Genomic DNA, 15,200 nt, shown 5'->3' with positions numbered 1-15,200 from the left:
TTAAGCTCGCCAGAAGGTGCGGGTTAAAATCACTAGTAATGTGAAAATCTCCAAGCGACCCAGTAACATCGAAAGGGTTAAAATCCATTTCTGGGGATCATTAATGCCACCAAAGTTGGCGGCGACTTCACCTAAGCCTGGCCCTAGGTTGTTTAATGTGGCCGCGGTCGCTGAAAAGGCCGTGACCTGATCCATGCCCAAAGCCATTAAAGCGAGCAAAATGATTGCAAAGGTCGCAACATACAACGCAAAGAAACCCCATACAGATGACATAACACGCTCTGGAATCGCACGGCCACTTAACTTAACTGGCATTAAGGCATTGGGGTGCATTAAGCGTTGAATCTCACGAATCCCCTGCTTAAATAACAGCAAGAAACGAATCACTTTCATACCGCCACCGGTAGAACCGGCACTACCGCCTATAAAGCTCATGAAGATCAACATTACAGGTAAAAATCCTGGCCACATTGCAAAATCAGCATTGCCATAGCCGGTCGTGGTCGCGATGGATACCGTCATAAAGAGACCATAGCGGAAAGCCTCAGATAGGCTGGTATATATGTCTTGAAAATATAAATAACTCGTACTGATCGCAATGCCAATTAACAATACCATGACGTAAGTACGGAACTCTGGGTCAAACAAGTAGGGCTTGACTTCAAGTGATCGGAAGGCGCGAAAGTGCAAAGCAAAGTTGGCACCGGCTAGGAACATAAAAAACACGGCAATCGACTCAATAACCTGGCTGTCAAAGTAACCAATGCTGGCATCGTGAGTCGAAAACCCGCCAATTGCCACGGTAGAAAAACTGTGACCAATGGCATCGAACCAGCTCATGCCAGCGAACCAATATGCGCTTGCACAAGCGATAGTGAGGGCGACATAAATCAGCCAAAGGGTTTTAGCGGTTTCAGAAATACGGGGTGCTAACTTATTATATTTAGCCGGTCCGGGCATTTCGGCACGGTATAACTGCATACCACCGATACCTAATAAAGGCAAAATAGCGACGGCTAACACAATGATACCCATACCGCCTAACCACTGAAGTTGCTGGCGGTACCACAAAATTGCATGTGGCATCGTATCTAAGCCACTTAATATAGTCGCCCCAGTGGTGGTTAAGCCAGAAAAAGATTCAAAAATCGCATCGCTGATTGAAATCGGGACTTCTTCTTCGAGTAAAAAGGGCAATGCCCCCACTAACCCAAGTGCCGTCCAGAACATCACAACAATAATAAAGCCGTCCCGAATTTTGAGTTCCCGTTTATGTTTGCGATTCGGCAACCATAAGGACAAGCCGGTGACCTGGGTTAACACCATGGCGGAGAGAAAGGCAATAAGCGCGCCGTCTTTATAGATTAAAGCGACAGCAATCGGGGGCAGAAGACTTAGGCTATAGACCATTAGCAAAAGCCCAAGAATTTTTATAATAATCTGAAATTGCATATTGCTATCCTAGCCAAGATCGACGTTCTTCAGGCGCGAACAGGTCATGAATTTCTGTGATGCGTGAACGATCAGTTAAAAATAGTATGACATGATCTTCAGCTTCAATTACCAGGTCGCGATGCGCAAACAACACCTTGCCTTCGCGCACAATACAGCCGATGGTGATGTCTTTTGGCCAGTCAACCTCTACCAGACGTTTACCAATGATTTTAGATGAGTTTTCACTGCCATGTACAATCACTTCCATGGCTTCGGCCGCACCACGTCTAAGCGTAGAGGCCTTTACCGTATCGCCCTGACGCATATAGTGGAGTAAGTTATTAGTAGTGATTCGGTCAGCTGATATCGCAATATCAATCGAGTTGAGATGGATGAGTTCAATATAGGATTGGTTGTTAACCAGGGCAATGACACGACGAACGCCGAGTTTTTTGGCTAACATGGATGAAATAATATTAGCTTCATCTTTATTCGTTACTGCCACAAACAAGTCAATTTCGTCAATATTTTCTTCAATCAACAAATCCTTATCTGACACGTCACCGTGAATAATAATTGCTTGATCTAACACTTCCGATATTTCACGCGCTCGGATAATGTTGTGGTCAATGATTTTGACCTGATGGGTGTCTTCCAACTGCTTGGCCAAACTGAAACCAATGTGCCCTCCCCCCGCGATCATAATGTTGCGTGCTTTTTTCTGTTTCTCACGGCGAAATTCTTCTACGATAATTGAAATATCATGTGGTTCGGCAATAAAGAACACCTCATCCCCGACTCGGATAGGTTCATCTCCAGTCGGCATCACGACTTCGTCTTGACGGTAGATTGCGACAATACGGGTTCTAACTTTTGAAGGCAGATGTTGTTTAAGTTCACGGATTTTTTTGCCCACCAGAGGCCCACCATTGTGCGCGCGCATGGCGACCAAACGCACCAAGCCATCGGCAAAGTCGACTACCTGAAGTGACCCCGGATAAGCGATTAATTGCAGGATGTAATCGGTTACTAGGTTTTCAGGGCTGATTAGTAAATCAATTGGAATCGCATCTGGGTTTTGGTTACGGTCAAACAACTCTGGGTGTTTAAGATAATCGTTGCTACGTACCCGTGCAATTTTTGTGGTGGTTTTGAACATGATGTGCGCCATTTGGCAGGCGACGATATTGGTTTCATCATTTTGAGCGGCCGCAATCAATAAATCGGCATACTCTAAACCGGCTTGAACTAACACATTCGGGTGGGAAACGTGGCCTTGTACCGTGCGGATATCTAATCGGTCTTGTAAACGCTGTAAGCTGGCGTTATCTAAATCAACCACGGTGACGTCGTTATCATCATTGGCTAATAATTCGGCGAGCGAAGAACCCACTTGGCCGGCTCCGAGAATAACAATGTTCATAGATAATTTCCTTAAATGGGATCTTTTGGATCTATCTCTAACACTTTGAGTTTGCGATAGAGATGGGTGCGCTCAATGCCAGAACGCTTGGCGGTTTCTGAAACGCTGCCACTGGTTTCACGCAATAACTGTTTCAAATAGGCGGCCTCAAAACTCTCTTTAGCGGCCTTTAAGTTCATGGAGGTGTCAATGGATGCGCTATTGTAGTATTGCTGCGAAGACTGGGTCAAGCTGTGGCGTACTTCCTCTTCTGAGACGTCTGGTGTGGTACCTAAAATTAACAAACGTTGTACCAAGTTTTGAAGTTCGCGCAAATTGCCCGGCCAAGCATATTGGCGTAATAAATTAAAAACGGATTCTGAAAAAACGCGATTAGGCAGACCTTCTTGGAAAGTAAAATGTCGAACAAAGTGGTTGACCAACTCTGGAATGTCTTCGTTGTGTTGACGTAAGGCTGGAACCATAATCGGCATCACATTTAAACGTTTAAACACATCTTCACGAAATTCAGCGTTCTCAACCGCTTGTTCAAGATCAACGCGCGTGGTGCATACCAAGCGTATATCGATTGGGTAGAGCTTGTCATGACCCAGGCGACGATAGGCTTGGTGAAAAATTAAATCCGCAAGCCGACTCTGAGCTTCCTCTGATAACTGTTCAACATTAGAGAGCACTAAGGTGCCGTTTTTAACTTGTTCAATTTCACCAACTTGGGTATTACGTTCTTCAGAGGTGCCTAGCCAGACTTCTAACTGTTCAGAAAAGTCTTTAGCATGTAGGTTATAAATAGGCGCGTCTTTGCGGGGGCTGATTTGATGTAAGGCGTTGGCAAAAAAATGTTTACCGGTGCCGGCCTCGCCTGTTAGTAAAATCGGCATAGTATATTTCGCCAGGCGTTCGATCGTGCTACGTTGTTCACGCATGAGTTTGCTTTTACCAACCGGCATCACCAGGCCTGGTTGGTTGCCTTTTAAGCGTCGGTTTTCATGTGCGAGTCGATTGTGCTCCAACGCACGTTCCGCCATCACAATTAATTTGGCTAAAGACAAAGGCTTTTCCATAAAATCATAGGCACCAAAACGCGTGGCTTCGACAGCCGTTTCGATGGTGCCGTGACCAGACATCATAATAACGGTGGTGTGTTCTAGCAGCTTTTCGGCCTGCATTTCTTTAAGTAAAGACAGTCCGTCTACATCCGGCATCCAGATATCCAGAAAAATAACATCCGGAACATTATCGCGCCAAGCCGAGCGCGCTTGTACGCCATTGGCGGCGGTCATGACTTGGTAACCTTCCTCAGCAAAGATTTCTTGCATTAAGTTGCGAATATCTTTTTCATCATCAACGATGAGCAATTTACCTGAGATGGTTGAATGGGTATTTGAACTTGACGGTTTTTGCATCAGTGTCTATCCGCGTTAAGTTTTGAAAGCGTAATTACAAAACAGGTACCTTGGGTATCCGTTCCTTGTAACTCAATCTGCCCGTTGTGTTCTTCTACTATCTTCTTAACGATTGCAAGGCCGAGCCCGGTGCCCTTCGGTTTGTCGGTTGCATAGGGTTCGAAAATCCAGTTAATGGCTTGCTCTGGAATTCCAGGGCCGTTGTCAATCACTTGGATTGTAATCTTATCAGGCTGAGCCGCGCAATCTGTGATAATTTTAACCTGAGCTGAATCCGTTTCTTCGGTGGCTTCGAGTGCATTTTTGATCAGGTTATGAAACAGCTGACGTAAGCGCGACGCATCCGCCAGAATAGCAGGGCACTCTGGGTCGAAGTTAAGCTGGATAATGCCAACGTCATTAGGGGCTTGGTATAAGGACACAATATCCAGAATTAGCTCATTTAAATCCAACATTTGTAATTGCATTTCAGGCGTATGCGCATAATCGATAAAGGCCTGAACCAACGTTTGCATGGTATCGACTTGATCTACAATCGTGCGGGTCATACGTTCTAACAAGGCGGCATCATCAGGTTGAAGTTTGTTGGACAGTTTGAATTCTAAACGTTCGGCACTCAGTTGGATGGGGGTGAGCGGATTTTTGATTTCATGCGCCAACCGACGGGCGACATCACTCCAAGCCGCATGTAACTGAGCTTGAACTAAATCGGTAATATCATCCATTACAATCACAAACCCACCAATTTTTTGGTCAATACTGGGCAGTGTTGAGCCATGCATCAGAATAATGCGTTGCTGATTTTGATATTGGATGGTGATTTGTTCACTCCATGGACGTGCATCCATTTGCATTAAGTTTTGGTTTTCAAAACGTGGCATCATCGCATCAAAAAATGGTTTAAGGTGCGGGGTGTCAGCTTGATCCATAATGTCGCAAAATCGTTCGCCCACTAAGGGCTGTAAATTAATACCTAAGATTTGACTGGCTTTATCATTAATCGTGCGCAAGCGGCGGTTCATATCGAGCGTAACCACACCGTTGGTTAGGTTACGGATGACGGCTTGGAAATATAAACGCTGCACTTCGGTTTGTTGGTGGTTAATTTTAATATCATTTCGAGCCTTCGCTACCTGACCGATCATGTCGTTAAACGACTGAATTAAGGTACCAAATTCATCATCGCGGTCGACCTGCATTTTGGTGCTGTAGTCGCCTTGCGCTACACGTTGCGTGCCTTGTGCTAGGTAACGAATCGGGCGGGTGAGGTTCTGGGCGGCCTGCACCATAAATAATAATGCACTGACTAACGTCAATAATAGCACCATAGATAAGATCAAAGTAAAGCTGGTTTTGAGTGGTGCGCGTAAGTAGTTTAATTCGTGATACTGACTTTCAGCCAAGCGTACTGATTGTGCATAGCGAGTAATGTTTTCCGGGATATTAAAGATAACTTGCAGTGGATGAACTTGGTTTGAAAACGGATTAAAAACCGGTATTAATACACGCACGATTTGTCTGTTGGTTTCACTCAAGGTTTCAACCGCCGCATAGCTATGGCGCTGGCGTAGTTGTTGGAATAAATTATCGCCAGGTTGGTTTGGCAGGCTTTGATCCCCAAAACTATTGCTATAGGCGATTAACTGGCCGTTTGATTGATAAAGCGCGACTTCTTGAGCGCCCAGTTGATTGCGCAGTTGACTGACTGAATAAGCGGGTCGTTGCGCCAAAAAGGGGCGTAGGGAATCTTCGGCGCGCTGAGTTGCATTTAAGCTATCTCGCGTTAAATTATCTAGGTTGGCGCGAACCAAAGCGCTGGCATCACTTAAGGCTTGTTCGGTACGAATGTCAAACCATTGATCAATACTTTGATGCACTAGGCTGACCGAGAAATAAAACAAGGTCAAAATTGGAAAAGCCAATAACAGGGTGAGGGTGCTGGTAATTTTTATGGTGGTTCGAATACCAGATATGTTTTGTTTATACTGCCGGTAAAGTTTGAGAAGTGTGCGGACCAGTAGGGTCAAGAGAATCAATGTCCCCATCACACTAAACACTAACAACCCTATATAGTATTCAACAAGCTCGGGCGCATTTTGTAAAATTTGATGCATGATCACAAGCGAGATCAACAATAACCCCGTCACAATCATTAGCCAACCATACTGTTTCAGAAATAAGCGTGTTTTAACATTCATCGGCGTCGCCCCGCTTGAATAGGCAGCTCAAACCATTCGCTTTTGAAACGCCAGTCCGAATCAAATAGAGCTTGCGTTAACATCGGAGCCGGTAGTGCCCAATAATTCAAGCGGAACTGAAGCTTTAATTTGTAATGTAGGCCGGAATGGAGTTGATTTAAGCTTGTAATAGGAAAATTTTGTAATTCACTGAGTGTATCTAAAGCGGGGGCAAGGTGGCTGAAATAACGAATATTTTGATTGCGTAGGTTATGCAGTTTATAGCGCCGCTCAAAATGTGAATAGGAAAGTTCGGTGGTATAACGTATGTGAGTTTGTTGACTGTTATAAGGGAAAATGAAAATCTGGTCGCGGCGGGTTAATTCAATTTCGGTCACAAACCGGATCGGGATTTCATGCTGAATAGCACGTACCACTTTTTCCGGTAGTTTAATATGGGCTCTGGCATCTATGTATAGTGTGTCGTCAATTTGCTTATCGACCAAATCTAACAGCGTGACTTGCGACCAGGCCACTTGGCTGACGAACATGAATATAACACCCATTATTCCGCCCAACCAACTCATGCGCTGACATCCGCTTTGTGTAAGAGTGCATAATAAAACCCATCCATGCCCTGTTCACCAGGTAAGATTTGCTTGCCGATCTCGCCTTGCCCCCAGTCGCCCGCAATTGGTTGCAATTGAGCATCGGTTTGACGCTGCAAAAAGGCTTCAACTTGTTGAGCATTTTCTTGTGGCAGTACCGAGCAGGTCGCATAAAGCAACTGTCCGCCGGGTTTCAGCGTTTGCCAAAGTTGATCTAACAGGTGCGCCTGAATCTCGACTAAAGCGTCAATGTCCTCTGGCCGACGGTGGTGTTTAATATCCGGGTGGCGACGAATAATGCCGGTAGCGGAACAGGGCGCATCCAGTAATATTTGATCAAAAGGCTTGCCATCCCACCAGGCCTGGTGGTCACCCGCATCGGTGACTTGCGTATGCACATCCAGTTTAAGGCGTGCCAAATTTTCTTGCAGGCGCGGCATACGGTCGGCTTGTTTTTCGAGTGCTAACAACCAGGCCTGGTTGTCGCTATATTCAAGTAAATGCCCAGTTTTACCACCGGGAGCGGCGCAGGCATCCAGTAAACGCATGCTCGGCTTGGGTTGTAGAATCAACGCGGCTTGTTGGGCGGCGATATCTTGTACGCTGAATCCGCCTTGTTCAAAGCTCGGGAGTTGGCTGATATCCGCCGGACTGCTTAGCGAAATACCAACCGGGCTAAGAGGGTGAGCTTGTGCCGATAGGCCGGCTTCATTTAAAAGACTAAGCAAGCTGTCACGCGTTTGCACACGTTGATTGACACGCAAGGTGAGTGGCGCGGTTTGATTATTTTGTTGCAAGATTTGTTCGTATTGCTCGGGATAAGCTTGTTTTAACGCCTTTACCAACCAACTCGGGTGAGCTGTTTGTACACCAATGTCGCTGGGCAACTTGGCTAAAATCGCGTCTTGATCCCGTATAAAACTGCGTAATACGCCATTTAATAACCCGCGCGCCCAAGGCTTTTTGAGCTTTTGACTTAAGTTCACGGTTTCAGAAACGGCTGCGTGATCCGGCGTATCCAGATACAAAAGCTGATAAAGCGCGAGTAGGATTAAGTTATTAATGTCTTCGTCTTTGGCTTTAAGCGGCTTGGCCAGGAGCTGGTTTCGAACCGCGACCAGACGGTCATACCAGCGCAGACAACCAAACACTAAATTCTGGGCAAAGGCGCGGTCACGCCGATCGGCAATAGCTTGCAAGGCATTCGGTAACGCTTGACTAAGAGATTGACCTTGTTGGGTCACATTTAACAGGGCATTAAGTGCAGCACGACGTGGATTCATAAAGGCCTAAAGTTTAAGTAAGCGTTTTGCCGATGACATTGCGCGCTTGGCAAAAATCATACGCCGACATGGGTTTTTTACCGGCCGGTTGCAATTGTATAATTCGCACTAGGCCTTCGCCGGCCATCACATCCACACCTAATTTTTCCAATAAAATCATTTCACCGGGTTTATCGTGTTTGGGGCCGTCTAAAGCTTGCGCTTGCAGAATACGTAAAGGTTGAGCGTCAAAATGCGTGAACGCCATTGGCCAAGGGTTAAAGGCATGAATGCGCCGCACGATTTGCTGGGCAGACAAAGTCCAATCAACCTCGGCTTCCGCCTTGGTCAGTTTGGCGGCATAGCAGGCCTGGTGGTCGGATTGAGCTTCTGGGTTAAGCTGATTTAAATTCGCCAGCGTGTCCAATAAAGCTTGTGCGCCCATTGGCGCTAAGCGGTCATGTAAGGTTTGCGCCGTATCTTCAGCTTGAATATCGGTTTCAACCTTATACAGCATCGCACCGGTATCTAAGCCCGCATCCATTTGCATAATGGTGATGCCGGTTTGTTGGTCGCCAGCTTCAATCGCGCGTTGAATCGGCGCGGCTCCACGCCAGCGAGGTAACAAGGATGCATGAATATTCAGGCAACCCAGTTTTGGCATATCCAACACAGCTTGCGGCAAAATTAAACCATAAGCCACCACGACCATAATATCGGCATTTAACGCCGCCAACTCGACTTGAGCTTCGGCCGTCTTAAGACTTTCAGGCTGAAATACGGGTAAGTTGTGCTCGAGCGCGAGTTGTTTGACTGGACTGGGTGTAAGCTTTCGCCCGCGTCCAGCAGGGCGATCTGGCTGGGTATAAACGCCAACGACTTGGTGCTCTGAGTCCAATAAAGCTTGCAAGGGCGCGACCGAAAATTCGGGTGTGCCAGCAAAGATAATTCGATAACTCATGAGCGCTCCTTTCAAGCGATGCCGCGTTTGTGTTAATTAGCCTTGGCTTCAGCTTGCAGTTTTTTGTATTTTTGTAAAATACGGGTGCGTTTTAGGCCAGATAAATGGTCTACAAACAGTTTACCATTTAAGTGGTCAATTTCATGCTGAATACAGATCGCCATTAAATCGGAGGCTTCCATTTCAATCATTTGGCCATCACGGTTCATTGCGCGCACTAAAATATCGCTTGGGCGATCTATATGTGCATAAATGCCGGGCAAAGACAAACAGCCTTCCTCCCAGGTGATCTGGCCGGCACTGCGCACAACTTCTGGATTAATCAATGCGAGAGGTTGTTTTTTGTCTTCCGATACGTCCACCACAATGACGCGTTGTTGTACCGCTATCTGGGGAGCGGCGAGGCCGATACCGGGTGCCTCGTACATGGTGTAAAACATATCATCAATTAGACGATCTAAATCGTCGGTCATTTCCGGCACGGGGGCGCAGACTTCGCGCAAACCTTCATCCGGGAATAAAACAAGGTCGAGTTTTTGCATGGAATAGTTACTTTTAGGTTTATACTTGAAACTTTACGGAATCCAAGCATTATAGCGAATTTATGAATAAAAATGCCGACAATACCGAGCTGACAATTTGGCTCAGACTACACTTGGCTTATTTGAGCGCCAAGCAAGTTCGACGGGTCAGTGATCATTTAGGCGGTGTTTCGCAATTAGCGTATACTTCACATTCAGACTGGTTGCAAGTGCCTAATATAACGGAGAAACAAGCAGATGCGTTTTTTCAGGTAGATGAGACGCTCATTCAGCAAGCCTTAGACTGGGTGCAGCAACCGAACCACCATATTATTACGTTAGAAGATGACGCTTTTCCAGAACTGTTGCGCGAAATCGCTGACCCACCTATATTATTGTATGTTCGCGGTGACTTGGGTCTATTAAAAAGCCCGCAATTGGCGGTGGTAGGTAGTCGTCACGCTTCCCGCCAAGGCCTACAAATCGCCGAAGATTTTGGGGCGCATCTATCGCAAGTGGGTTTATGCATTACCAGCGGTTTAGCGCATGGCATTGATGCCGCCGCTCATCGCGGCGGTTTAAAAGGTCAAGGTCAAACCTTGGCGGTGGTCGGCACGGGTCTGGATCGAATTTATCCGGCCGCGAATCAAAATTTAGCCCGACAAATTGCTGAACAGGGTGCGATTGTGTCGGAATACCCGCTCGGCACTCGACCCTTGGCGCAAAACTTTCCTAAACGCAATCGACTCATTAGTGGCATGGCCACCGGATGTTTGGTAGTCGAAGCGGCCTTAAAAAGTGGTTCGCTGATTACCGCACGTCAGGCGATGGAGCAAGGTCGTGAAGTGTTTGCGATTCCAGGTTCGATTAATAACTCCTTGGCTAAAGGTTGCCACCAACTAATTAAGCAAGGTGCTAAATTGGTCGAGTCGGCACAAGATGTTCTAGAAGAATTGGCGCCTTTGGTGGCGTTCAGTTGGGATAACAATACTACTAAGCCTGAAACATCATCACCAGACCTGGTGCCCGATCAATCCACACACCCATTATTGGAGATAATGGAATATGAGCCGATAAGTTTAGATGAGTTAGTGGTGATGACAAAAATGGCGGCATCAGATATTCAGGCTCAAATGATGATATTGGAGCTCGGTGGCCAAGTGGAATCACTTTCAGCCGGACGCTGGCGCCGGATTTAATAGTCCGTTTGCAGCTGAGCTAGATTTAGATTATATTCAATAACGAAGCGTTCATAATTTTAATGAAACGAGGAGCGGTAAGATGTTTAAGAAATGGACAAGTGCAGTATTAGCTTTAGCCTTTTTAGGTTTATCAACCATGCCATTGCAAGCGGCGATGGTGTCAACTGATGAAGTCATTTCAACCCAACAAGCTCAAATGGATCGAGAAGCCTTAGCCACAGTACTAGATCGTGCCGATGTACAGGAAAAACTGGTGGCGATGGGTGTAACGGTGGGCGATGTTGAACAACGTATTGCCTTAATGACGGATGCGGAAGTCGCACAACTCAATCAGCAAATAGCGGATCTACCGGCTGGTGCCGATGTAGTGAGCATTTTAGTGTTGTTGTTTGTTATTTTCGTAGTAACAGACGTGATTGGTGCAACCGATATTTTCCCGTTTATTAGATCCGTTAACTAATGTTTAGCGAGTTTAATGTGATACGCACCCAGCTTCGGCTGGGTGTTTTGTTTGTAGCGCTGTTAAGTTTATTGCTTGTCACAGGTTGTGCGACCAGTCCACAAACACAGAAACTACTCGCCCAGTCTTCCTCGTCATTTAATTCAACTGAACTGACCGACGTGCCTTTTTACCCGCAAACTCAATATCAGTGTGGCCCAGCGGCGCTGGCGACGGTGATGCAATACCGTGGCCGAGATGTACAGCCAGATGAGTTAGTGAGTCAAGTTTATATTCCTGAAAAAAAGGGCAGTTTGCAGATCGAGATGATTGCGGCTAGTCGTAAACAAGGCTTAATGCCTTATCCACTGGCACCTAAATTGTCTGCGTTACTAAATGAATTAGAAGCGGGTAACCCAGTACTAGTGATGCAGAACTTGGGCTTGGATTGGTACCCGGTTTGGCATTATGCGGTAGCAGTCGGTTATGACTTGGATAAACAAGATTTGATTTTACGTTCGGCTGAAACCAAACGTTGGATCAGTGATTTATCAACATTTGAACGGACTTGGCAACGCAGTCATTATTGGGCATTAGTCATGGTGACGCCAGATCAATTGCCCGCAACCGCTGAACCAGCTGTGTGGCTTAAAACCGCCTTCGAACTCGAACAAGTCGGCCAAACTAACGCCGCCATCCAAGCTTATCAGACAGGCTTAAATCAATGGCCTGACGCATTTGAAATTGGGTTGGCTTTAACCAATCTGCATTACAACCAGCAAAATTTTACTAAAGCTAACCCAATATTTGAGTTGATGGTTTCGCCGCATGGATCCAATGCGATCTTGTGGAATAACTGGGCCTATAATTTAAAAGCCCAGTCTTGTAACGTGCAAGCTAAGCAAGCCGCCGCTTGTGCAATAAAACGACAACCGCAGAAGAAGAATATTCAATCCACCTGGTTAGAAATGCAAGCCTTACCTGATCAAAATCAAGCGATTGACTGCCCAATTATAAATTGTGATTAATACTTAATGTCACCAGGCCTGGTGGTGTTAAATCGAGGTTAATGCTTGTAAAACCAAGGTTTTGCTATCAATATAGTTGGGTTTTTGCGCCACACTGGTTACAATCGCGCCAATTTAGGACGCAATCGGTTTTTGATTTTTAATGTTTGCATTATGCGTAAAATTTTTGCAGTCTTTAAAATAGAGCGAAAAAACAAGCCCTAGAACACAAACATTATATTTAAGGTTTATCAATGAAGAATTTGGTGATAGTAGAGTCGCCGGCCAAGGCCAAGACCATCGAGCAATATCTGGGCAAAGATTTCACCGTGCGCTCCAGTTACGGGCATATTCGTGACCTGTCGAAGAAAGGCATGGGGATTGATTTGGCTAATCGATTTGAGCCGAGCTATGAAATATCATCCGATAAAAAGAAAAACGTAACCGAGCTACGCAAGCTCGCCAAGGAGGCCGATGCGGTTTGGTTGGCGACGGATGAGGACCGCGAAGGGGAAGCTATTGCCTGGCACCTAGCGGAAGCCTTAAAACTAAATGTAGCCGACACCAAACGTATCGTGTTTCACGAAATTACCAAAGACGCGATCACTAAAGCCGTCGCCCACCCACGCACCGTCGATTTGAACTTGGTGAATGCGCAACAAGCTCGCCGAATTCTCGATCGAGTGGTTGGTTTTGAGTTATCGCCTATTCTGTGGAAAAAAATTCGAACCGGTTTATCCGCCGGTCGTGTTCAGTCAGTTGCGGTGCGCTTGATTGTCGAGCGAGAACGTGAAGTTGAAGCCTTTAATGCACAAATTTCATACAAGGTACAAGGTCAGCTGCAGCCGATTGGTGAGCAGGGCGAACTCGGCGAAGCCTTTAATGTTAAGCGCGTCGCAAGTTTTGAAACCGAGCAACAAGCACAAACTTATTTAGAAGCCTTAGCGAAATCCACCTTAGCGGTAAAAAATCTAGAGCAAAAGCCGGCTAAACGTGCTCCCAAAGCGCCGTTTACGACTTCAACCTTGCAGCAAGAAGCCTCCCAGAAGTTGGGCTTTTCGGTCAAACAAACTATGGTGATTGCCCAGCGTTTATATGAGTCTGGCAAAATCACCTATATGCGTACCGACTCGGTCAATTTATCTGAGACCGCGATTGCGCAAGCCAAACAAGTGATCGAATCTGACTTTGGCGCGAAATACAGTTATTCACGTCGCTTTAAAACCAAACAAGCCGATGCGCAAGAGGCGCACGAAGCCATTCGTCCTACCGATTTTTCGGTACGAGAAGTGAATGGCGAACGTAACGAACAAAGGTTATATCAGTTGATTTGGCGCCGCACCATGGCCTCACAAATGGCCGAAGCCGAGTTGTTGCGCACCACGGTAGATATCAGCCTCAGCGAGATGGCGCAAGAAAGTCTACAAGCCAAAGGTGAAATGGTCACCTTTGATGGCTTTTTAAAAGTCTACAATCTAGATGGGTCAAAAGATGACGATGTGTTATTGCCTGCCATGCAAGTCGGTCAAGCACTTAACCTGGTTGAAATGGTTGCTAAACAAAGTTTCAGTCGCCCACCGGCGCGCTACAACGAAGCCAGTCTGGTACGCACCTTGGAAGAAATGGGGATTGGGCGACCGTCTACTTACGCACCGACGATTGATACGATTCAACAACGTGGTTATGTGGTAAAAGAAGACCGAGAAGGCACGCCGCGTGAAGCACGTCAGCTTACGCTTAGCGGCGGAAAAATTGAAACTGAAACCTTGTCTGAAATGGCGGGGGCGGAAAAAAACAAGCTTTTCCCAACCGATATTGCCGGTATCGTTAACGACTTTTTAGTGAAAAATTTTGGTGAAGTATTGGATTATAAGTTCACCGCCAAGGTCGAGGCCGAGTTTGATGAAATCGCACTCGGTGACCAGGCCTGGCAGGACATGTTGGAAAGTTTTTATACCAAGTTTCATCCTAAGGTCGAAGTAGCCGAAACCCTCTCTAGGGAAGAGGCCGGTCAAGCTCGTTCATTGGGTGATGATCCTAAAACCGGCAAACCAGTGTTTGTTAAAATCGGTCGCTTTGGCCCTTATGTTCAGTTAGGCGAAGGCGAGGACGACGAAAAGCCAACCTTTGCGAGTTTACGACCAGGTCAGAAGATGGATACGCTTAAGCTGGATGATGCGATGGAACTGTTTAAGTTGCCACGCACGTTGGGTGAAATGCCGGAATCTTTCTCGGCAAAAGCCGCGGATGGCACCGAGTTTAATATTGAAAAAGGTCAAACCCTGATCGCTAAGCAAGGCCCATTTGGTCCTTATTTAGAATACGGTGAAAAGTTGTTCGCACCCATCAAAGGTTACGATCCATTAAGCATTACCTTAGACGAGGCGGTGGTTTTGGTCGAGGCGAAAATCCAGGCCGATGCTGACAAAATTGTTCGTAGCTTCGCTGGCACCGATGTCAAAATTTTGAATGGCCGTTGGGGACCGTATATTACAGATACCTCAACTAAGGTGAATGCCAAAATTGCGAAAACGGAAGACCCGAATGATTTGACTTTAGAAGAATGTCAAAAACGTTTAGCCGAAGCACCACCACCCAAAAAACGTGGCCGAGCGGCCGCTAAGAAACCCGCGGCCAAAAAGGCGCCGGCAAAGAAAGCTCCAGCTAAAAAACCCGCGGCTAAAAAACCCGCTAGCAAGCCGGCTAAAAAAGCCAGCAAATAGTTCGGGTTTAAAAGGTCGTCAAGGCCAAGCGGTTTCGGAT

12 protein-coding genes are annotated in these 15,200 nt (G+C 46.4%); 4 read left to right on the top strand and 8 right to left on the bottom strand.

Annotated features, from left to right (window positions below):
- Genes N746_RS0110200 through def form a run of 8 tightly spaced genes read right to left on the bottom strand, consistent with a single transcriptional unit; the run spans position 1 to position 9,810 of the window.
- A complete protein-coding gene (locus N746_RS0110200) occupies positions 1 to 1,452 on the bottom strand; it encodes a TrkH family potassium uptake protein (protein WP_029936307.1) in 1,452 nt (483 codons plus the stop codon).
- Between the two features lie 4 nt (positions 1,453 to 1,456).
- Entirely contained in the window at positions 1,457 to 2,857 is a 1,401-nt protein-coding gene (gene trkA, locus N746_RS0110195) for a Trk system potassium transporter TrkA (protein WP_029936305.1), read from the bottom strand.
- A gap of 11 nt (positions 2,858 to 2,868) precedes the next feature.
- The gene (locus tag N746_RS0110190; RefSeq protein WP_051678627.1) at positions 2,869 to 4,260 is read right to left on the bottom strand and encodes a sigma-54-dependent transcriptional regulator; all 1,392 of its coding nucleotides are present in this window, start codon (positions 4,258 to 4,260) and stop codon (positions 2,869 to 2,871) included.
- Positions 4,260 to 6,458, bottom strand: a complete 2,199-nt coding sequence (locus N746_RS0110185) for a sensor histidine kinase (protein ID WP_029936302.1) — start codon at positions 6,456 to 6,458, stop codon at positions 4,260 to 4,262. The genes N746_RS0110190 and N746_RS0110185 overlap by 1 nt, the downstream gene beginning before the upstream one ends.
- Complete coding sequence (locus N746_RS0110180; protein WP_162173039.1) at positions 6,455 to 6,988, bottom strand: DUF4390 domain-containing protein; 534 nt, start codon at positions 6,986 to 6,988, stop codon at positions 6,455 to 6,457. Before N746_RS0110180 ends, N746_RS0110185 begins: the two co-directional genes overlap by 4 nt.
- Positions 6,989 to 7,020: 32 nt before the next feature.
- Complete coding sequence (gene rsmB, locus N746_RS0110175; RefSeq protein ID WP_029936298.1) at positions 7,021 to 8,328, bottom strand: 16S rRNA (cytosine(967)-C(5))-methyltransferase RsmB; 1,308 nt, start codon at positions 8,326 to 8,328, stop codon at positions 7,021 to 7,023.
- A gap of 13 nt (positions 8,329 to 8,341) precedes the next feature.
- Entirely contained in the window at positions 8,342 to 9,268 is a 927-nt protein-coding gene (gene fmt / locus N746_RS0110170) for a methionyl-tRNA formyltransferase (protein ID WP_029936296.1), read from the bottom strand.
- 32 nt (positions 9,269 to 9,300) lie between these two features.
- Positions 9,301 to 9,810 carry a peptide deformylase gene (def, locus tag N746_RS0110165; protein ID WP_029936293.1) on the bottom strand — a complete coding sequence of 170 codons (510 nt, stop codon included), beginning with the start codon at positions 9,808 to 9,810 and terminating at the stop codon, positions 9,301 to 9,303.
- Positions 9,811 to 9,872: 62 nt separating this feature from the next.
- Between def and dprA the strand changes: the two genes are divergently transcribed.
- The 4 genes from dprA (at position 9,873) to topA (ending at position 15,160) form a co-directional block, all read left to right on the top strand.
- Positions 9,873 to 10,988, top strand: coding sequence for a DNA-processing protein DprA (gene dprA, locus N746_RS0110160; RefSeq protein WP_029936291.1), 1,116 nt, complete (start codon positions 9,873 to 9,875; stop codon positions 10,986 to 10,988).
- 82 nt (positions 10,989 to 11,070) lie between these two features.
- A complete protein-coding gene (locus N746_RS0110155) occupies positions 11,071 to 11,451 on the top strand; it encodes a DUF6627 family protein (protein WP_029936289.1) in 381 nt (126 codons plus the stop codon).
- Complete coding sequence (locus N746_RS0110150) at positions 11,451 to 12,458, top strand: PA2778 family cysteine peptidase (protein WP_029936288.1); 1,008 nt, start codon at positions 11,451 to 11,453, stop codon at positions 12,456 to 12,458. The genes N746_RS0110155 and N746_RS0110150 overlap by 1 nt, the downstream gene beginning before the upstream one ends.
- A 233-nt stretch (positions 12,459 to 12,691) precedes the next feature.
- A complete protein-coding gene (topA, locus tag N746_RS0110145) occupies positions 12,692 to 15,160 on the top strand; it encodes a type I DNA topoisomerase (protein WP_029936286.1) in 2,469 nt (822 codons plus the stop codon).
- Positions 15,161 to 15,200: the final 40 nt, after the last annotated feature.

The organism is Thiomicrospira pelophila DSM 1534 (assembly GCF_000711195.1).
GTDB classification, from domain to species: Bacteria; Pseudomonadota; Gammaproteobacteria; order Thiomicrospirales; family Thiomicrospiraceae; genus Thiomicrospira; species Thiomicrospira pelophila.
The sequence above is the reverse complement of the archived record's forward strand: the minus strand, read 5'-3'. Positions and strand labels throughout refer to the sequence as shown.